Annotated in this window: 16 protein-coding genes and 1 riboswitch; of the genes, 10 read left to right on the top strand and 6 right to left on the bottom strand. The window is 64.9% G+C overall.

Annotation, left to right across the window (positions count from 1 at the left end):
* Positions 1-163: 163 nt before the first annotated feature.
* From ACVIYL_RS26870 to ACVIYL_RS26860, 3 genes are all read left to right on the top strand, one after another.
* A complete protein-coding gene (locus tag ACVIYL_RS26870; protein ID WP_253607925.1) occupies positions 164-856 on the top strand; it encodes a glutathione S-transferase C-terminal domain-containing protein in 693 nt (230 codons plus the stop codon).
* A gap of 178 nt (positions 857-1,034) precedes the next feature.
* On the top strand, positions 1,035-1,271 hold the full coding sequence (locus ACVIYL_RS26865) for a hypothetical protein (RefSeq protein WP_253607924.1): 237 nt from the start codon (positions 1,035-1,037) through the stop codon (positions 1,269-1,271).
* A gap of 187 nt (positions 1,272-1,458) precedes the next feature.
* Positions 1,459-2,304 carry a class I SAM-dependent methyltransferase gene (locus ACVIYL_RS26860; RefSeq protein ID WP_253607923.1) on the top strand — a complete coding sequence of 282 codons (846 nt, stop codon included), beginning with the start codon at positions 1,459-1,461 and terminating at the stop codon, positions 2,302-2,304.
* A gap of 246 nt (positions 2,305-2,550) precedes the next feature.
* On the opposite strand, the gene ACVIYL_RS26855 is transcribed toward ACVIYL_RS26860, so the two are convergent.
* Complete coding sequence (locus tag ACVIYL_RS26855; protein ID WP_456780257.1) at positions 2,551-3,750, bottom strand: TrmJ/YjtD family RNA methyltransferase; 1,200 nt, start codon at positions 3,748-3,750, stop codon at positions 2,551-2,553.
* Between the two features lie 315 nt (positions 3,751-4,065).
* On the opposite strand from ACVIYL_RS26855, the gene ACVIYL_RS26850 reads away from it, so the two are divergent.
* From ACVIYL_RS26850 to ACVIYL_RS26840, 3 genes are all read left to right on the top strand, one after another.
* Positions 4,066-5,793 (top strand): alpha/beta hydrolase family protein, encoded by a 1,728-nt coding sequence (locus ACVIYL_RS26850; protein WP_456780256.1) that lies wholly within the window; start codon positions 4,066-4,068, stop codon positions 5,791-5,793.
* Positions 5,794-6,020: 227 nt separating this feature from the next.
* Complete coding sequence (locus tag ACVIYL_RS26845; RefSeq protein WP_253607920.1) at positions 6,021-7,235, top strand: NADP-dependent isocitrate dehydrogenase; 1,215 nt, start codon at positions 6,021-6,023, stop codon at positions 7,233-7,235.
* A 30-nt stretch (positions 7,236-7,265) separates the two neighbouring features.
* Positions 7,266-7,772, top strand: a complete 507-nt coding sequence (locus ACVIYL_RS26840) for a DUF3455 domain-containing protein (RefSeq protein ID WP_410469768.1) — start codon at positions 7,266-7,268, stop codon at positions 7,770-7,772.
* Between the two features lie 92 nt (positions 7,773-7,864).
* On the opposite strand, the gene ACVIYL_RS26835 is transcribed toward ACVIYL_RS26840, so the two are convergent.
* Together ACVIYL_RS26835 and alaS are read right to left on the bottom strand one after the other, a co-directional pair.
* Positions 7,865-9,106, bottom strand: a complete 1,242-nt coding sequence (locus tag ACVIYL_RS26835) for a cyclic nucleotide-gated ion channel (protein WP_456781894.1) — start codon at positions 9,104-9,106, stop codon at positions 7,865-7,867.
* A gap of 11 nt (positions 9,107-9,117) precedes the next feature.
* Positions 9,118-11,805 carry an alanine--tRNA ligase gene (alaS, locus tag ACVIYL_RS26830; RefSeq protein WP_438072633.1) on the bottom strand — a complete coding sequence of 896 codons (2,688 nt, stop codon included), beginning with the start codon at positions 11,803-11,805 and terminating at the stop codon, positions 9,118-9,120.
* A gap of 202 nt (positions 11,806-12,007) precedes the next feature.
* Positions 12,008-12,096: riboswitch (glycine riboswitch) on the top strand.
* Positions 12,097-12,237: 141 nt separating this feature from the next.
* Between alaS and gcvT the strand changes: the two genes are divergently transcribed.
* The 4 genes from gcvT to ACVIYL_RS26810 all read left to right on the top strand — a co-directional run bounded on the left by gcvT (position 12,238) and on the right by ACVIYL_RS26810 (position 17,314).
* Complete coding sequence (gcvT, locus tag ACVIYL_RS26825; protein WP_456780255.1) at positions 12,238-13,383, top strand: glycine cleavage system aminomethyltransferase GcvT; 1,146 nt, start codon at positions 12,238-12,240, stop codon at positions 13,381-13,383.
* Positions 13,384-13,402: 19 nt separating this feature from the next.
* Positions 13,403-13,768, top strand: a complete 366-nt coding sequence (gene gcvH, locus ACVIYL_RS26820) for a glycine cleavage system protein GcvH (RefSeq protein WP_253607916.1) — start codon at positions 13,403-13,405, stop codon at positions 13,766-13,768.
* Positions 13,769-13,791: 23 nt separating this feature from the next.
* Complete coding sequence (gene gcvP, locus ACVIYL_RS26815; RefSeq protein WP_456780254.1) at positions 13,792-16,665, top strand: aminomethyl-transferring glycine dehydrogenase; 2,874 nt, start codon at positions 13,792-13,794, stop codon at positions 16,663-16,665.
* Between the two features lie 217 nt (positions 16,666-16,882).
* Positions 16,883-17,314, top strand: a complete 432-nt coding sequence (locus ACVIYL_RS26810) for an acyl-CoA thioesterase (protein ID WP_310883390.1) — start codon at positions 16,883-16,885, stop codon at positions 17,312-17,314.
* A gap of 39 nt (positions 17,315-17,353) precedes the next feature.
* On the opposite strand, the gene ACVIYL_RS26805 is transcribed toward ACVIYL_RS26810, so the two are convergent.
* From ACVIYL_RS26805 to recA, 3 genes are all read right to left on the bottom strand, one after another.
* Positions 17,354-17,644 (bottom strand): hypothetical protein, encoded by a 291-nt coding sequence (locus tag ACVIYL_RS26805; RefSeq protein ID WP_456780253.1) that lies wholly within the window; start codon positions 17,642-17,644, stop codon positions 17,354-17,356.
* Between the two features lie 6 nt (positions 17,645-17,650).
* Positions 17,651-18,340: a hypothetical protein gene (locus ACVIYL_RS26800; RefSeq protein WP_456780252.1), complete on the bottom strand. Its 690-nt coding sequence runs from the start codon at positions 18,338-18,340 to the stop codon at positions 17,651-17,653.
* A 227-nt stretch (positions 18,341-18,567) separates the two neighbouring features.
* Entirely contained in the window at positions 18,568-19,656 is a 1,089-nt protein-coding gene (gene recA / locus ACVIYL_RS26795) for a recombinase RecA (protein WP_092090369.1), read from the bottom strand.
* Between the last annotated feature and the right edge of the window lie 424 nt (positions 19,657-20,080).

The raw sequence follows: 20,080 nt of genomic DNA, 5'->3' as shown, positions 1-20,080 counted from the left end.
ACCGCGCGCCCGACCCGGGACAAGGACGACAATAAGACATCAACTACGGATTGTAGGCAATCGTTTCAGGCGCTGCGACGCAACAGGCGGGCTTGCCTGCCTGACGTATCCAACCGACGGATTCTGAGGTAGCGTGTAGCGACCTCGAACGTGGCGAGCCATCATGCTCACGCTCTATTCCTATCCGCCGCTGTTCGGCGTCGCCGACAACAATGGCTATGGTCTGAAGGTGTTCGCTTTTCTGAAGCTCGCCGGCGTACCGTTCCGGCACGAACATATTTTCGATGCATCGAAGGCACCGCGCAAGCAATTGCCCTATGTCGTCGACGGCGACGACACTGTCGGCGACAGCGAGACCATCCTCGCCTATGTCACCGGAAAATATGACGTGACGCTGGATGCCGCGCTGACGCCGGCGCAGCGCACGACCAACCTCCTCGTCACGCGGACGCTCGACGATCTCTACTGGGTGATGTCCTATTCGCGCTGGCAGGACGCGCGCTATTGGCCCCAATTCCGCGACGCGCTCAAGCGCGAGCATCCAGCCCTCACCGACGACGGCTTGATGAAGGCCAAGGAGTTCAACGCGCAGCGCTATTATTACCAGGGCATCGGCCGCTTCGAGCCCGACGCCGCGATGGCCCGCGGCCTCGCCGATCTCGCCGCACTGGCGAGCCTGATCCCGAGCCAAGGCTATGTGCATGGCGACAGGCCGACGACTATCGACGCCGGCATCTATGGCTTCGTGGCCAATATCTACTTCTACGACATCGAGACGCCGTTGAAGCAATTCGTGGTCTCGCACGACGCCCTGGTACAACATTGCTGCGCCATCCACGCGGCAGTGAGTACGTGAGCCCGGGCGAACTCAACCTCTAACTCGATAGTTACCTTCGCGGCGGTGAGCGAACAGGCCGTTGCTCCGTCCACGGCGCAGGTGGAAATATCTGCGCTGGCGTGTCGCAGCCGGCCTCTCGCCAATAGATCGATTTCGGGGGTAGTATCCCGTCCTTGCGCTAACTGCGGAGCCGGTCATGGCTTCAAAACTGTCTTCGGGCATTATCGCGTTAGTCCTCGTTGGAGCAGCAGTGCTTTTGGTTGCAGGTCCGCCACCTGCATGGGGCCTGCTGTTGCTCGGCGCCTTCGCACTGGCGGCGCTCTATATTTTTGCGAGAATGAGGTCGCGCTACGATCCGCTCGATCCACGCTTCGGTAGCTGCATCCCTCCGATTTCCAAGCCGAAGGGCGGCGGCAATGAATCCACCACCTGAGCGCCGTCCAGCATCGATCAGATGCGGATCGCGCGAAGACGTCCTGATGGCCTAGAGCCGAGATGCAAAGCACGTCGGCTGCAATTCGCTAATGCCCGGTACGGAGATTCAGCTTCGCGTTCGATCTGGAATTTTGTGCAGTTTGTTTCAGACGACACTCCATTTTCAGCACCAGGAGATTGATCAAATGCAGACGCCTACGCCAAACCCCCGAGGAGCAGAGTTCTGGAACAGCACCATGGGGCACTCATGGGTTTCGCAGCAAGCCGTGATCAGCGAAGTCTTCACGTCGGTCACCAACGTCAGCCTGGGTGCCGCGGCGGCAAAGCCGGGTGAGCGTGTCATCGATATCGGATGCGGCACCGGTGACACAGTGTTGGCGTTCGCCAAGGCTGTTGGTCCGTCGGGTGCTGTGGTGGGTGTCGATATCTCGGTCCCGATGCTGGATCTGGCCAAGCATCGTGTCGCCGAGGCGGGATTTGGCAACGTGACCTGTGCGCTGGCCGACGCAACGATCTACGGCTTCGAACCGCGCTGGGCGGATCTGATGTATTCGCGTTTTGGCCTGATGTTCTTCGATGACCCGGTCAAGGCCTTCACCAACATCCGCGGCGGCATGAAAGCGGGCGGGCGGCTGGTGTTCGTCTGTTTTCGCACCATGCCGGAGTCGCCGTGGTTTCGCGTACCCATCGAGGCGGCCCGACCGCACGTGCCGCCACAGCCGCCGCTCGATCCATTGGCGCCCGGGATGTTTTCGTTCGCGCGCGAGGATCGCGTTCGCGGTATCCTGACCGAGGCCGGGTTTCACGAGATTGCGCTCAAGGCCACCGACGTACCGATCCATGGCGGCGACATCGCGCAAAGCATGGCCTTCATCACGCAGGCCGGCCCGCTGCCTGCGCTGCTCGAGAATGCCACGGACGATCAACGTCATCGCGCCATGGAAGCGGTACGCAACGCGCTCGCCGCAAGCCTCGGAGCTGATGGCCGCGACCTGCATGTGGGTCTGTGGCTCGTGTCGGCACTAGCCTAGCGAGATGCTGCCTTCGGGATTGTGACGGCAGAAATCGTGCCATCTGCGGCGCACCAACACGGTGTCGTCCTGGCGAAAGCCAGGACCCATTACCCCAAATCTCAATTGTTGCGCGACGCTGCGGCCTCGATCCCTTTCACAATCCAATGCGGTGGTTATGGGTCCTGGCTTTCGCCAGGACGACGTGTGGAAAGAGTCGCTTACTCGAATCCCGTTCTTGCTCCGCGGACAGAGCAATTGCGTAAGCTACCGCTCCTGCTGCAGCCCCGCCTCCAGCCGCGCGAGCTCGGCGTCGAGGTCGCGCTCGACATCGGCCACCCGCATGTCGACCACCCGATAGTCGCGCGCCTCGAGCCAGGCTCTGCGCTTGGCACGGTCGGCACCGATGGCCTCGCTCTCGTTCGGGTTGACCAGCTCGATTGCAAGCCGGTGCACGAAGGAGACGAAGTCGGGGATGTGGCGGCCGACCGGGGTCTGGCGCTTGAACTGGCCGGCGAAGCGGCGGTCCCGCGTCAGCGCCTGCCACAGGATCCGTTCGGCGTCGGTCGGGTTGCGGCGGAGCAGCCGGGCGAGCCCGCGCACGGTGCTGCTGCTGTCGGCGGTCGCGCCGCCCTGCCCCTGCTCGGCAAGCAGCGCCCGCAAGCGCGTCGCCTGGGCGCCGTCGAGCACCCCGCCCTTGGCCGGGCCTTTGCGGCCCTCGGCGATCGCCATCACCACCCCATGAAGCGTGTGCATGTCCTGCTTGGTCGGATCCATCCTCGTGAAGATGTTGCGCAGGTTCACCAGCATGGTGTCGCGCTTCTCCGCCGGTCGCAGGAACTCGACCTTGTCGAGCTCGGCGACGAGGTTGTCGAAGAAGGCCTGCATCTGGTGCTGGGAGGCCGGCTCGGACCGCTCGGGCATCGCGAACGGCAGCGCACCCGCGGTCGAGAGCTTGAACCACTCGTAGCCCATCAACAGCACCGCCTGCGCCAGATTGAGCGAGGCGAAGCCCGGATTGACCGGGAAGGTGATGATGCGGTTGGCGAGCGCGACCTCCTCATTGGTCAGGCCGGCGCGCTCGCGCCCGAACAGGATGCCGGCGCCGCCGCCGGATGCGACATGACCGACGATCTCACCCGCCGCGCCTTCCGGCCCGACCACTGGCTTGGCTTGGTCGTGGGCCCGGGCGGTGGTCGCAAATACCAGCGTGAGATCGGCGATCGCCTGCTCGACCGTGTCGAACAGCTCGACGGAACCGATGATGTGGTCGGCGCCGGCGGCGGCACGCTGGGCCGCAATGTTCGGCCAGCCGTCGCGCGGGTTGACGATGCGCATCCTCGACAGCGCGAAATTGCCCATCGCGCGCGCGGCCATGCCGATGTTCTCGCCAAGCTGCGGTTCGACCAGGATGACGACGGGACCGGCAAGGTCGTGCCCTGCCTTGGTCTTGTCGGTGCCGGACATCTCACTTCACTTTCTGATTCAACGTCTGAAGATTTTGAATCAGCTTCCTAGGAGGCTGATTCAAAATCTCATGCAGGGGTCCAAGACCGCACCGACCAGCTTTGCACCGGTTCTGCGCGGGACCATTTTCTCCAAGGAGATAACAGGGTTAGCGGCGTTTGCGAATCCTCAATCGGAGTCCCAATCGCACGAAGCGAAGGCTGCCGCTTGCGCGCACTTGGCCTTCGGATAGGCTATCAACCACAACCAAAGCGAAGCTGTAAAGGCACGCTTGAGACGCCGGTTTCAACGGCGAGGCACATTGGGGGGACGACGATGCGGGGCAGATGGACGCTGGCGATTTTGGGCCTGATCTTGATCGTGGCGGGGGGCCTGCTCGCCCACTTCACGCAGACCGCCGGCAGCATCCGGATCGAGGATGTCCGCTTCAACGGCGCCAAGGGCAATACCATGAGCGCCCTGCTCTATATCCCACCGAATGCCACGCCGCAGATCCCGGCGCCCGGCATCCTCGCCGTCCACGGCTATATCAATTCGCGCGAGACCCAGGACGGCTTCGCGATCGAGTTCGCCCGCCGCGGCTATGTCGTGCTGGCGCTCGACCAGACCGGCCACGGCTACAGCGACCCGCCCTCCTTCGCCAACGGTTTTGGCGGACCTGACGGCCTTGCCTATCTCCGCAGCCTCCAATTCGTCGACAAGGAGAATATCGGGCTCGAGGGCCATTCGATGGGCGGCTGGACCGTGCTGGGGGCCGCCGCCGCGATGCCCAACGACTACAAGTCGATGGTGCTGGAGGGCTCGTCCACCGGCAAGCCGTTCGCTGCCGAGGGCACTGCGAGCTGGCCGCGCAATACCGCGCTCGTGTTCGCGCAGTACGAGGAATTCCCCGACCTGATGTGGGGTGTCCAGCTGGCGCGTGACGTCACCACGAGCCCGAAGCTCTGGGCGCTGTTCGGCACACAAGGCGCGGTCGAGCCGGGCAAGGTCTATGGCGATCCGGCCAACGGCACGGCCCGGGTGCTGTACACCCCGGCGATGACCCATCCGGCCGAGCACATCTCACATGAGGCGATCGGCTACAGCCTCGACTGGTTCGCCAAGACATTGAAGGGCGGCACGGCGCGGCCGGTCGACGACCAGATCTGGTTCCGCAAGGAGATCGGCACGCTGGTCGCGCTGATCGGTTTCATTGCCCTGGTCATCGGGACGTTCGACGGGCTGCTGGAGGCGCCGATGTTCTCCCGCCTTCGGCTGCCGGCGGTTGCCGACGGCACCATGCCGCCGCATCAGGCCGCGAGCGGCCGGCGCTGGACCACGGCGTTCATCCTGTCCGCCTTCATCCCGGCGCTGACCTATTACCCGGCCTTTGCACTGGGCGGCACTTTCGTCACCCCGAGCGCGTTCCTGCCGCAGGGCATCACCAACCAGATCCTGGTCTGGGCCATCATCAACGGCCTGATCACGCTCGCCCTGATGCGGTTCGCCCCGAACCGCGCCAGCCGGACCGGCCTCGTCGGTCAATCCGTCGTGATCGCGCTGGCTTCGGTCGCGGTCGGCTATGCCGCGCTATGGCTCGCCGACCTCGCCTTCAAGATCGACTTCCGCTTCTGGATCGTCGCACTCAAGTTGATGAGCGCGAAGCAATTCCTCATCTTCCTGATCTATCTGATTCCGTTCACGGCGTTTTTCGTCGTGGCGCTGCACGTGCTGCACCGGAATTTCTCGACCATGGATGCGCCGCGCGGGGCGCTGTACCTGACCAACATCCTGGCGCTGACGTTCGGTTTCATCGTGTTGCTGGTGCTGCAATACGGCACGCTGTGGCTGACGGGGAAGCTGTTCAACCCGGTCCCGGACCCCGGTTTCGTGCCGCTCTCGACCATCGTCGCGATCCAGTTCGTGCCCCTGCTCGCGATCGTCGCCGTGATCGCGACCTTCACCTGGCGGCGGACCGGATCGAGCCTGCCGGGGGCCCTGATCGCGGGCCTGTTCGTGACCTGGTACATCGTGGCCGGGACGGCGACGCAGGCGGCGTTCTAGAGGGTTTTCAAGCGAAGTGGGCACCGGTTCGCGTGAAGAAAACCCGTCAAGAACAAGGGCCGAGAGGCGCTATTCTGGTCCGTCCAGAATGGCGGTTCTCGGTGAAAAGATGGGCTGAAAGTGCATAACCCCTCCGCTTCCGCCCGCCCCCGGGCGGTGCTATAGCGCAGGCGTATTTTCCACCCCCGCCGTCAAAAGCGCGCCGTTCCCAAGAGGGCCTCCCCGTCATGGCAAAAATCAAGGTATCCAACCCCGTCGTCGAACTCGATGGCGACGAGATGACCCGGATCATCTGGCAGTACATCAAGGACAAGCTGATCAACCCGTTCCTGGATGTCGAACTGCTCTATTTCGATCTGGGCATGGAATACCGCGATGAGACCAACGACCAGGTGACCATCGACGCCGCCGAAGCCATCAAGAAGGTCGGCGTCGGCGTCAAATGCGCCACCATCACCCCCGACGAGGCCCGGGTGAAGGAGTTCGGCCTGAAGCAGATGTGGAAGTCGCCGAACGGCACCATCCGCAACATCCTCGGCGGCTGCATCTTCCGCGAGCCGATCATCTGCAAGAACGTGCCGCGCCTGGTTCCCGGCTGGACCAAGCCGATCATCATCGGCCGCCATGCCTATGGCGACCAGTACCGCGCCACCGACATCAAGTTCCCCGGCAAGGGCACGCTGTCGCTGAAGTTCGTCGGCGAGGACGGCACCGTGATCGAGAAGGAAGTGTTCAAGGCGCCCGGCGCCGGCGTCGCGATGGAGATGTACAATCTCGACGACTCCATCACCGATTTCGCCCGCGCCTCGTTCAATTACGGCCTGATGCGCAACTACCCGGTCTATCTGTCGACCAAGAACACGATTCTGAAGGTCTATGACGGCCGCTTCAAGGACATCTTCCAGGACGTCTTCGACCGCGAGTTCAAGAAGGAATTCGAGGCCAAGGGCCTGACCTACGAGCACCGCCTGATCGACGACATGGTGGCCTCGGCGCTGAAATGGTCCGGCGGTTATGTCTGGGCCTGCAAGAACTATGACGGCGACGTGCAGTCCGACACCGTGGCCCAGGGTTACGGCTCGCTCGGCCTGATGACCTCGGTGCTGCTCACCCCGGACGGCAAGACCGTGGAAGCCGAGGCCGCCCACGGCACCGTGACCCGCCACTACCGCGAGCACCAGAAGGGCAAGGAGACCTCGACCAACTCGATCGCGTCGATCTTCGCCTGGACCCGTGGCCTCGCCCATCGCGCCAAGCTCGACAACAACGAGGCGCTGGCCAAGTTCGCCACCACCCTGGAGAAGGTCTGCGTCGCCACCGTCGAAGAGGGCTACATGACCAAGGACCTCGCGCTCCTGGTCGGCGCCGACCAGCGCTGGCTCTCGACCACCGGATTCCTCGACAAGGTGTCCGACAACCTCGTGAAGGCGATCGCGGCCTGAGGCCGTCATCCTGGGAAGACAGGTGCGAGCATGACCATGGCCCTTGTCAGAGCCGTCGTGCTCGCATCGTTCTCGCTAACCGCGTCGGCGGCATTCGCTGCCGATCCCCTGCCCGACGCCGTCGCGGCGCCTGGCGAGTCCAAGATCCTCACCGTCCATGCCGAGGGCGTGCAGGTCTATGAGTGCAAGCCGGTCAGCGACGGCAAGCTCGCCTGGTCGTTCCGCGAACCGATCGCGACCCTGATCGCCGACGGTCGCACGGTCGGCCGGCATTATGCGGGTCCGAACTGGGAGCATGTCGACGGCAGTGTCGTGACCGCCCGCACCGCCGGCAGCGCACCCGGCACCACCGCCGCCGATATTCCCTGGCTGAAGCTCGAGGTGATCGCCCACCGCGGCAACGGCCTGCTCTCCGGCGTCGCAACCGTGCAGCGGATCAACACCTCGGGCGGCGAGCTCAGCGGCGCCTGCGACAAATCAGGCGCGCTGAAAGGCGCGGCCTACTCGGCGGATTACGTGTTCCTGCGGCGGGACTAAGCGTTTTCGAGCGAAGTGGATACCGGTTCGCGTGAAGAAACGCGCCAAACGAAGAATCGAGAGCCTCGTTCCGATTCAATCGGAATGAGATTCTAGTCGCGGATGCCGCCGTCGGTCTCGCGCGGCGCCTGGGCGGCGGCCAGGTCGCCGCCGGCCGCAAGCGGATCGGCAAGCCGCGCCTCCGCGGTCTCCCGGACATGCGCGGCGAGCGCCGGCATGCGCTCGATCAGGGCATGGAAGTCCTGCGCATCGAGCACCAGGAGCTTGGTCTTGCGCGTCGCCGTCACCGTGCCGGAGCGGCTGGTCCGCCGCAGCAGCGCGATCTCGCCGAAGAACGCGCCGTCGGAAAGCCGCACAAGCTGGCTCGGCAGGTCGATCTCGACCTCGCCCGCGGTGATGAAATACATCGATGACGCCGCATCGCCGCGTCGCACCAAGACCTCGCCGGCCTCGATGGTCTGCGACCGCAGCAAGCGCATGATGTCGGAAATATCGGCAGCGCCAAGATGTGAGAACAGCGGCACCCGCGCCAGCATGCCCCAGGTCACGACGAAGTCGCGGCGCCGGACCTCGTCGGCGAACGCGGTCGAGATGATCGCGACCGGCAGCGCGATCATCGCGAAGCCGACCACGATCGCGACCACCGTGACGGTCCGGCCGAGCGGCGTAATCGGGACGACGTCGCCGTAACCGACGGTGCCGAGCGTCACGATCGCCCACCACATCGCCTGCGGCATGGTGCCGAACTTGTCCGGCTGCACCCTGTGCTCGATGGCATAGAGCAGCGAGGCAAACAGCAGCACGGCGCCGGTCAGGATCACCACGCAGCCGAACAGCGTGCGCCGCTCGGCATGTAGCGCCGCCAGCAGCGAGCGCATCGCGGTCGAATAGCGCACCAGCTTGAGGAACGGCAGCATGCCGAACAGCACCAGCGCGGTCTTGTCGCCGGTCGCAAGCGCGACGGCCGACGGCAGGAAGGCCAGCAGGTCGATCACGCCGAGCGCCGAGAAGGCGTATTCCAGCCGCGCCCGCGCCGGCGTCATGTCGCGCAGCGAGTGGCCGACCACGCTCCAGAGCCGCGCGGCATATTCCAGCGCGAAGGCGATGACCGCCGCGATCTCGATGGTCGTCAGCAGCCAGCCGAACTGCGCGTCGATCTCGGGCACGGAGGCCAGGATCGCCGCCAGCACATCGACGGCGATGATGGCGACGATGACCCGGGCAAAGCGCAAGCCGCCCGAATGCGGCAGATCATCGCGTTCGAGCAGCTCGTAGAGACGGTCGCGCAGCCCGGGATCGCTGATCGTGGGCTTGAGCGGAGCCGTCGCCACGATCAACCTCTCCGTCAGGCGCCGGCCGATGCCTGTTGAGTCATGGCCTGTTCGATCGCCGACAGCGCGGCGTCGGCCTTGGCGCCGTCGGGCCCGCCGGCCTGCGCCATGTCGGGCCGGCCGCCGCCGCCCTTGCCGCCGAGCACCTCGGAGCCCTTGCGCACGAGCTCGACCGCGTTGAACCGCGCGGTCAGATCGGCGGTGACGCCGACCACGATGCCGGCCTTGCCGTCCTCGGTGACGCCAACGATCGCGACCACGCCCGAGCCGATCTGCTTCTTGCCGTCGTCGACGAGACTCTTGAGATCCTTGGTCTCGACGCCCTCGACCGCGCGCGCCAGCAGCTTGACATTGCCGACCTCGCGAACGGCTGAGGCGGCGCCGTTCGACGCACCGCCGCCGCCCATCGCGAGCTTCTTGCGGGCGTCGGACAAATCGCGCTCGAGCTTCTTGCGCTCTTCCATCAGAGCTGTGATGCGCGCCGGCACGTCGTCGATCGTGGTGCGCAGCTCCAGCGCCGCGGTCTTGGCCAGCGCGATGGTGTCGTTGGCGTGCTTGCGCGCATGATGCCCGGTCAGCGCCTCGATACGGCGCACGCCGGACGCGACCGCGCCCTCGCTGGTCACGGAAATCATGCCGATGTCACCGGTGCGGCGGACATGGGTGCCGCCGCAGAGCTCGACCGACCAGCCAAGCGCGTTCTGGCCATGATCGCGGGCGCCCTTGCCCATCGACACGACGCGAACCTCGTCGCCGTATTTCTCGCCGAACAGCGCGCGGGCGCCGGCCTCGCGGGCATCGTCGACGCCCATGACCCGGGTCGTGACCTCGTCATTCTCCAGCACGACATCGTTGGCGATGTCCTCGATCCGGGCGAGCTCTTCCGGCGTGATCTGCTTCGGATGCACGAAGTCGAAGCGCAGCCGGTCCGGCGTGACCAGCGAGCCGCGCTGCGCGATGTGATCGCCGAGCACCTGGCGCAGCGCCTCGTGCAGCAGATGCGTCGCCGAATGGTTGGCGCGGATCGACGAGCGCCTGGTGTGATCGACCTCGAGCTGCAATGTGGTGCCGACGCCGAGCGTGCCCTGCTCCACCGTGCCGAGATGCACGAACAGATCGCCGGCCTTCTTCTGCGTGTCGGTGACGCGGAACTTGACGCCCTCCCCGGTCAGCACGCCGGTGTCGCCGACCTGGCCGCCGGACTCGCCGTAGAACGGGGTCTGGTTCAGCACGATCGCGCCGCTCTCGCCGGCCTTCAGGCTCTCGACCTCGGCGCCGTCCTTGATCAGCGCCGTCACCGCGCCTTCCGCGCTCTCGGTCTCGTAGCCGAGGAATTCGGTCGCACCGAGCTTCTCGCGCAGCGGGAACCAGATCGCCTCGCTCGCCGCCTCGCCCGAGCCCGCCCACGAGGCACGCGCCTTGACGCGCTGCCGCTCCATCGCGTCGGTGAACGACGCCTGGTCGACGCTGATGCCGCGCGACTTCAGCGCGTCCTGCGTCAGATCGAGCGGGAAGCCGTAGGTGTCGTACAGCGTGAACGCGGTGTCGCCGTCGAACATGTCGCCCTTCTTGAGGCCGGCGCTCTTCTCGTCGAGGATCGACAGGCCGCGCGCCAGCGTCTTGCGGAAGCGCGTCTCCTCCAGCCGCAGCGTCTCCTCGATCAGCTTCTCCGCACGGACCAGATCCGGATAGGCCTGGCCCATCTCGCGGACCAGCGCCCAGACCAGGCGATGCATCAGCGGCTCGCTCGCGCCCAAGAGCTGTGCATGGCGCATCGCGCGGCGCATGATCCGGCGCAGCACGTAGCCGCGGCCCTCGTTCGACGGCAGCACGCCGTCGGTGATCAGGAACGCGGACGAGCGCAGATGGTCCGCGATCACCCGATACGACCCAACGTTCTGCTCGTTCGGACCGTGCCCGAGGGTAGACGCGGCGGCATCGATCAGATTGCGGAACAGATCGGTCTCGAACACGCTCTCGACGCCCTGCAGGATGCAGGCCATGCGCTCGAGCCCCATGCCGGTGTCGATCGAGGGACGCGGCAGCGCTACGCGCTCCTCCTTCGTCACCTGCTCGTACTGCATGAACACCAGATTCCAGAATTCGAGGAAGCGATCGCCATCCTCATCCGGGCTGCCCGGAGGGCCGCCCCAGATGTGCTCGCCGCGGTCGATGAAGATTTCGGAGCACGGTCCGCACGGGCCGGTGTCGCCCATCGCCCAGAAATTGTCCGAGGTCGGGATGCGGATGATGCGGTCGTCCGAGAAGCCCGCGATCTTCTTCCAGTAGCCGGCCGCCTCGTCGTCGGTGTGGTAGACGGTGACCAGCAGCTTGTCCTTCTTCAGCCCGAAATCCTTGGTGATCAGATTCCAGGCGAGCTCGATCGCGCGCTCCTTGAAGTAATCGCCGAACGAGAAGTTGCCGAGCATCTCGAAGAAGGTGAGATGGCGCGCGGTGTAGCCGACATTGTCGAGGTCGTTATGCTTGCCGCCGGCGCGCACGCACTTCTGCGACGTCGTGGCGCGCTGGTAGCCGCGCTTCTCGACGCCGGTGAAGACGTTCTTGAACTGCACCATGCCGGCATTGGTGAACATCAAGGTCGGGTCGTTGCGCGGAACCAGCGGCGACGAGGCCACGATCTCGTGCCCGTTCTCCTTGAAGAAGTTCAGAAATGTCGACCTGATGTCGTTGACGCTGCTCATGTTCATCCAATCGGAAAAAGGGGCCGGCCAGCCGCAAAAAGGCGTCATTTTCCGGCCGAACGCTTTTAGACATTGCCAGCTGCGGTGTCCAGAAACTGTGCAGGCGGATCATGGGCTTGCCGCGGCAGCACAAAGCCCATTGGATAGTTGCTGCAGCTGCGTTGACAGTCTTGGTGGCGCCGTGTTTTCTACCTACCTATACCTAGTCACGTCGGGAGAGACCGGCCTTACCGCCGGCGCCGAAGGAGCAACCGCCCCGGAAACTCTCAGGCAAAAGGACCGCGTGACGTCTGACATCTGGAAAGAGACGCTGGGGTTCGCCCCGATGCGTCCGCCGACGGGATAATACTCTCAGGCACAGCGACAGATGGGGCTTTCTGCAGGTTTCTCAAGGGGAAATAGGTCCCCGGCGGGAACCGCGAGGGCCCTGTGATGCTTGCGCGCGAAACCTCCCCGCTGAAACAGACCCCGCTGCACGCGCTGCACCTTGCGCGCGGCGCCAAGATGGTGCCGTTCGCCGGCTATGACATGCCGGTGCAATACGCGGCCGGCGTGCTGAAGGAGCACCTGCACACCCGCAAGGAAGCCGGCCTGTTCGATGTGTCGCACATGGGCCAGCTCGTGCTGAGGGCCAAATCTGGCAAGGTCGCGGATGCCGCGCTCGCGCTGGAAAAACTGGTGCCGCAGGACATCGTCGGTATCGCGCCGGGACGGCAGCGCTACGCGCAATTCACTAACAATGACGGTGGCCTGCTCGACGACCTGATGGTGGCGAATTTCGGCGATCACCTGTTCCTGGTGGTCAACGCCGCCTGCAAGGCCGAGGACGAGGCGCATCTCCGCGCGCATCTCTCCGACGCCTGCGAGATCATCTCGCTGGCCGACCGCGCGCTGATCGCGCTGCAGGGCCCGAAAGCCGAATCGGCGCTGGCGAATCTTTGTGCGGATGTCAGTTCGATGAAATTCATGGATGCCGGTCCGCGCGGCGTCGGCGACGTCGACTGCTTCGTCTCGCGCTCCGGCTATACCGGCGAGGACGGCTTTGAGATCTCGGTGCCCGCAGACAAGGTGGAAGCCCTGGTCACCGCGCTGCTCGACAATCCCGACGTGTTGCCGATCGGGCTCGGCGCGCGCGACAGCCTGCGGCTCGAAGCCGGGCTGTGCCTCTATGGCCATGACATCGACACCACGACGACGCCGGTCGAAGGCGCGCTGGAATGGTCGGTGCAGAAGGTTCGCCGCAGCGGCGGCGCCCGCGCCGGCGGCTTCCCCGGCGCCGACAAAATTCTCGCGCAATTCGCAGATGGCGCTGCGCGCCGACGGGTCGGCCTGAAGCCTGACGGCCGCGCACCGGTGCGCGAAGGCGCCGCGCTGTTCGCCGATGCCGGCTCGACCGAGCAGATCGGCAAGGTGACCTCGGGCGGCTTCGGCCCGAGCCTCAATGCGCCGGTTGCGATGGGCTACCTGCCCACGGCCCTTTCCGCCGTCGGCACCACCGTTTTCGCCGAAGTGCGCGGCCAGCGGCTGCCGCTGAAAGTCGCCGCTACGCCCTTCGTCCCCAATACCTACAAACGCTGAACGCCAAAGGATCGACCCCATGACGACGCTGTACACGTCCGACCACGAATGGCTCCGCATCGAGGGCGACGTCGCCACGATCGGGATCACCGACTATGCGCAGTCGCAGCTCGGCGACGTCGTGTTCGTCGAACTGCCCAAGGTCGGCCGCAGCCTGAAGAAGGCCGAGGCCGCCGCTGTCGTCGAATCCGTCAAGGCCGCTTCCGACGTCTACGCGCCGATCGCCGGCGAGGTGGTCGAGGTCAACGACGCGCTCGCCGCCGAGCCCGCGCTGGTCAATTCCGACGCCGGCGGCAAGGCCTGGTTCTTCAAGCTGAAGATTGCCGACAAGGGCGAGCTCGGCGGCCTGATGGACGAGGCCGCCTACGCCGCGCACACCGCCTAAAGGATCACCCCGAGGATCACGTCATGAACGCGCCCTTCAAGCCGATCAACGAAGCCGCCACCGATTTCGTGCGCCGCCACATCGGACCGTCGCCCCGCGACGTCAACGCGATGCTGGAGACGGTCGGCGCCGCGAGCCTGCAGGCGCTGATGAACGAGACGCTGCCGGCGTCGATCCGGCAGAAGGCGCCGCTCGATCTCGGCCGGGCGCTGAGCGAGACCGAGGCGCTCGCGCATATGAGCGAGCTCGCCGCGCAGAACCAGGTGTTCACCTCGCTGATCGGCCAGGGCTATTCCGGCACCATCCTGCCCGCGGTGATCCAGCGCAACATTCTGGAGAACCCGGCCTGGTACACCGCCTATACGCCGTACCAGCCGGAGATCAGCCAGGGCCGGCTCGAGGCGCTGTTCAACTTCCAGACCATGATCTGCGATCTCACCGGGCTCGACGTCGCCAACGCCTCGCTGCTCGACGAGGCGACCGCCGCGGCGGAAGCGATGGCGCTCGCCGAGCGCCACTCGCAGGTCAAAGCGAAGGTGTTCTTCGTCGACAAGGAGGTGCATCCGCAGACGCTGGCGGTGATGCGCACGCGCGCCGCGCCGCTGGGCTGGGCGCTGGTGGTCGGCGATCCCCTGACCGAGCTCGACAACGCCGATGTGCTCGGCGCGCTGTTGCAATATCCGGGCACATCGGGCGCGGTACGCGACCTTAAGCCTGCGATCGCGTCGCTGCGCGCCAAGGGCGCGCTTGCGATCGTCGCGGCGGACCTGCTGTCGCTGACGCTGCTCGCCTCGCCCGGCGAGCTCGGCGCCGACATCGCGATCGGTTCGGCGCAGCGGTTCGGCGTGCCGACGGGGTATGGCGGACCGCACGCCGCCTACATGGCGGTGCGCGACACGCTGAAGCGCTCGCTGCCCGGCCGCATCGTCGGCCTCTCGGTCGATTCGCGCGGTGCGCCGGCCTACCGCCTCGCGCTGCAAACCCGCGAGCAGCATATCCGCCGCGAGAAGGCGACCTCGAACATCTGCACCGCGCAGGTGCTGCTCGCCGTGATCGCCTCGATGTATGCGGTCTATCACGGTCCCGAGGGCCTGACCCATATCGCACGCAGCGTGCATCGTCGCGCCACCGTGCTCGCCGCCGGCCTGCGCAAGCTCGGCTTTGCGCCGACCAGCGAAGCGTTCTTCGATACCGTGACCGTCGAGGCAGGTAGCAAGCAGATCGAGCTCGTCACCCGCGCGCAGGCCGAACGGATCAATCTGCGGATCGGCGCGACCACGCTCGGCATCGCGCTCGACGAGACCTCGACGCCGGAGACGGTCGAGGCGGTGTGGCGCGTGTTCGGCGGCAAGCTCAGCTATGCCGAGATCGAGGCCGGCGCGCACGAGGCGCTGCCGAAGGAGCTGCGGCGCACCAGCGCCTTCCTCAGCCATCCGGTGTTCAATACGCATCGTTCCGAGACCGAGCTGCTGCGCTACATGCGCAAGCTCAGCGATCGTGACCTCGCGCTCGACCGCGCGATGATCCCGCTCGGCTCTTGCACGATGAAGCTCAACGCCACCACCGAGATGATCCCGCTGACCTGGCCGGCGTTCGGCAATCTGCATCCGTTCGCGCCGGCGGATCAGGCCAAGGGCTATCACGCGCTGTTCAAGCGGCTGGAGCAATGGCTGTGCGACATCACCGGCTATGACGCGGTCTCGCTGCAGCCGAATTCCGGCGCGCAGGGCGAATATGCCGGGCTGCTGGCGATCCGCGGCTATCACCTCGCGCGCGGCGAGCCGCACCGCAAGGTGTGCCTGATCCCCTCCTCCGCGCACGGCACCAATCCGGCCTCGGCTGCGATGGTCGGCATGGAGGTCGTGGTCGTCGCGTGCGATGCGCGCGGCGACGTCGACGTCAATGATCTTCGCGCCAAGGCGGAGAAGCACTCCGCCAACCTTGCCGCGGTCATGATCACCTATCCGTCGACCCACGGCGTGTTCGAGGAGCATATCCGCGAGATCTGCGACATCGTGCATGCCCATGGCGGCCAGGTCTATCTCGACGGCGCCAACATGAACGCGCAGGTCGGACTGTCGCGGCCCGGCGATTACGGCGCCGATGTCAGCCATCTCAACCTGCACAAGACCTTCTGCATTCCGCATGGCGGCGGCGGCCCCGGCATGGGCCCGATCGGCGTGAAGGCGCATCTTGCGCCCTATCTGCCGGGCCATCCCGCAACCGACGGGGCAACTGCGCACGCCATCGGCCCGGTGTCGGCCGCGCCGTTTGGCTCGGCGTCGATCCTGACCATCTCCTACATCTACATCCTGATGATGGGCGGCGAAGGTCTGACTCGCGCCACCGAGATCGCGATCCTCAACGCCAACTACATCGCCGCACGGCTGCAGCCGCACTTTCCGGTGCTGTACCGCAACGAGCGCGGCCGCGTTGCGCATGAGTGCATCGTCGATCCGCGGCCGCTGAAGACGACCAGCGGCGTCACCGTCGACGACATCGCAAAACGCCTGATCGACTACGGCTTCCACGCGCCGACCATGAGCTTCCCGGTGGCGGGCACGCTGATGATCGAACCGACGGAATCGGAATCGAAGTTCGAGATCGACCGCTTCTGCGACGCCATGATCGCGATCCGCGACGAAATCGCGGAGATCGAGAAGGGCCGCTGGAAGGTCGAGGCCTCGCCCCTGCGCCACGCGCCGCATACCGTGCACGACATCGCCGACGATGTCTGGAACCGGGCCTACACCCGCGCCGAGGGCTGCTTCCCGGCCGGCGTGTCACGGTCCGACAAATACTGGAGCCCGGTCGGCCGCGTCGACAACGTCTATGGCGACCGCAATCTGGTGTGCTCGTGCCCGCCGGTCGAGGATTACGCGCAGGCGGCGGAGTAAGGAGCTACTGCAGCTATGTGGCGTTGCGTCTCTGACGCCTGATTCACTGGGTGTCATTCCGGGGCTCGCGAAGCGAGAACCTCAGGTGCGCAACTGCGCACCGGGGAATCTCGATCCACGACCTCTGGATTCCCCGATGCGCCCATTGCGCATCTGCGGTTCGCGACTTCGTCGCGCCCCGGAATGACGGACTGGCCCGCCCGCGGCAGGAGGAAACATGCGCGAGGAATTCTGGTTCCATTTCCCGTTTCGCGTCCGCTATTCGGAGGTCGACGCACAGGCGGTGGTGTTCAACGCCCACTACCTCACCTATTTCGACACCGCCATCACCGAATATTTCCGCGCGCTCGGCTACGACTATCTCGGCGAGGTGGCGCGGACTGGCATCGACTTCCACACTGTGAAATCGGTCGTCGAATACAAGGCGCCGATCCGGTTCGACGAGGACATCGAGGTCTGCGTCCGCGTCGCGCGGATCGGCCGCTCCTCGATCAATCTTGCGCTCGCGATCTTCGCCAAGGGCTCCGATGAACTGCGCGCCACCGGCGAGATCATCTGGGTCGCGACCGATCAGAAGACCCATCAGTCGGTCGCGGTGGCCGAGGATTTGCGGGCACTGATCGCAAGCCGGGAGAAGACGCTGGCATAGGCATAGGCTGATTGCGCACACACGTTGTGCGGATCAGGCTTACGGGGCAACCAAGGCTCGGCTCTCGGCGTCCCAGCGCCACAGCCGCTCATTGGTCAGTTCGGTGCCGCCCCACCAGCGATGGATCGTGTTGTATTGGCTGAAGTCGAGCTCGCGATCCGACACTTCCTGGCCGAAATCGGTGAGCGACAGCCGACTGTGCAGGAGTCGGTTGTTTCGGGCCTTCAGATCGTCGGGCGCTTCGATCTCCGCGGGGAATCCGGTCAGGACCGGTGATGGACAATAGGCGAGCCGGTCCAGGATCAGCTCCGCTTCCTGAAAATCGAACACGCCGCGTTACCTGTTCAGCTCGCTTGAAAGGACCTGTGGGCTTGTCTCGCCGTCGGCGACGAGATCCAGCATCCGCAGTTCGGACGCGCCGAGGCCGGTGTCTTGCCCGGGTAGCTCCTCGAGCAACGCAATCAGTGCCGCGCGGAGCTGCGGGATGGCCGACAGATCCTGCATGAGAAGGTCGAAACAGGGCTCGGGCGTCGGAGCGCGATAGGCAGTCCAGGCGCGACCGGCCAATTCCAGCCGATCATCGGTCACCGCAAGTGCAGGCAATCGCCATTTCGCCAAGCTCTCGCCTCGGTACCTGCCGATCTCGACATCGGTCTGGACCAGCTTGAGCTTTGCTACGATGTGGCGGTGCGGGCGGAGCACGTCGAGCAACCAGGCCAGCACCAACTGGTCATTCGGCTGGGGATCAGCCCATAGCTCGACGCTATCGCAACGCTCGCACAACTCGACAAGCCCAATGTCCCGACCGATCGAGCCGGTCCATCTTGAACTGGCGAAGTCGAGCCAGTGCGTGTCGAAATCGACGTGCTTTGCGGAACGCGGTTCCAGCAGGGTCGTGAGGTCATCCGACGAGGGCATTTTCCCCCAAACGAAGCGCGGCCTCAACCCGACGACGATGTCCGCCCTTCCCGCCTGCCTCAGGCGATAGCTCGCGAGTTCACTTGTCGCCAGGATCAGACTTGTCACGATGCTCTCCGGCTACGCGGGATGGCATCAGCACCGCAAGCTGAGGATCAACTGCTTTACAAAAGACACACAAAACCAAACGGGCGCCGAGGACGTCGGCAACTCAACGTCCTCAGCGCCCGCTTGCAGCGAAGTCATGTGATCGCTTGAGCATGATCTCCGCGCAAACGCTTCGCGTTTGTCGCGAGGGAAAACCGCTTCGCACTTTTCCGGATCATGCTGGAGGCTTACTCTTCCGTCGGCTCCTCGCCCTCGGCGTCGCGCTCGGGCGTGCCGGCGAGGATCTGCTCGGAGATCAGGCCGGAGTTCTGCCGGATCGCGGCTTCGATCTTGGCGGTGATGTCGGGATTCGACTTCAGGAACGCCTTGGAATTCTCGCGACCCTGGCCGAGCCGCTGGCTGTCATAGGAGAACCAGGCGCCGGACTTCTCGACGATGCCGGCCTTGACGCCGAGGTCGAGGATCTCGCCCATCTTGGAAACGCCCTCGCCATACATGATGTCGAACTCGACCTGCTTGAAGGGCGGCGCCAGCTTGTTCTTCACCACCTTGACGCGGGTGGTGTTGCCGACGACTTCGTCGCGCTCCTTGATCGCGCCGATGCGGCGGATGTCGAGACGAACCGAGGCATAAAACTTCAGCGCGTTGCCGCCGGTGGTGGTCTCCGGCGAGCCGTACATCACGCCGATCTTCATGCGGATCTGATTGATGAAGATCACCATGGTATGGGACTTGTTGATCGAGGCGGTCAGCTTGCGCAGCGCCTGGCTCATCAGGCGGGCCTGCAGGCCCGGCAGCGCATCGCCCATCTCGCCCTCGAGCTCGGCCTTCGGCACCAGCGCCGCAACCGAATCGACCACCAGCACGTCGACTGCGCCGGAACGCACCAACGTGTCGCAGATTTCCAGCGCCTGTTCGCCGGTGTCCGGCTGCGAGATCAAGAGCTCATCGATGTTGACGCCGAGCTTGCGTGCATAGACCGGGTCGAGCGCGTGTTCGGCGTCGATGAAGGCGCAGATGCCGCCCTTCTTCTGCCCTTCCGCCACGGTGTGCAGCGCCAGCGTGGTCTTGCCCGAGGATTCCGGCCCGTAGATCTCAACGACGCGTCCCTTCGGCAGACCGCCGACGCCGAGCGCGATATCGAGCCCGAGTGATCCCGACGACACCGTCTCGACATCCATCGAACGGTCGTTCTTGCCGAGCTTCATCACCGAGCCCTTGCCGAACTGGCGCTCGATCTGGGAGAGCGCGGCTGAGAGGGCCTTGGACTTGTCCATGGAGGATCCTTCGACGATACGCAGTGCAGTGGCGGACATTTGGGATGTGCTCCTTATTGCGGGGATTCGCTAGCGGGACAAACGGGCGATGAGATCAGGCGGAATGCATTGTTGATGGGAACCTACGTACCACGTTTGTTCTATGTTCGCAATATGTTCTTTCGAGCAGACCGGTGCTGGCCTGTTTCCATCCCTAGTGGCCTGCTTTGATTTTTGGAGTGGCCTAGTTTGCCATTAACCCCGTTGCAACCAAGGGTTAGTCGATGTTCTCGGTAAGACTACTGAACCGCGCGGTGGATGTTCTCACCATAGCAATGGTTATGGTCCGCCAAGTGTTCGCTATCCCCAGCGGAGGAGTTACCGGGTGTTCTCCGTGGGGGAACGAAGTTCCGAGCGGAGGCAGAAAAAGAGGGCCAAATGGCGGGATTAGAGGTGCCCTTGATCTAACTCAATCGGCCGCACC

The organism is Bradyrhizobium sp. USDA 3315, from assembly GCF_054056795.1.
The sequence above is the reverse complement of the archived record's forward strand: the minus strand, read 5'-3'. Positions and strand labels throughout refer to the sequence as shown.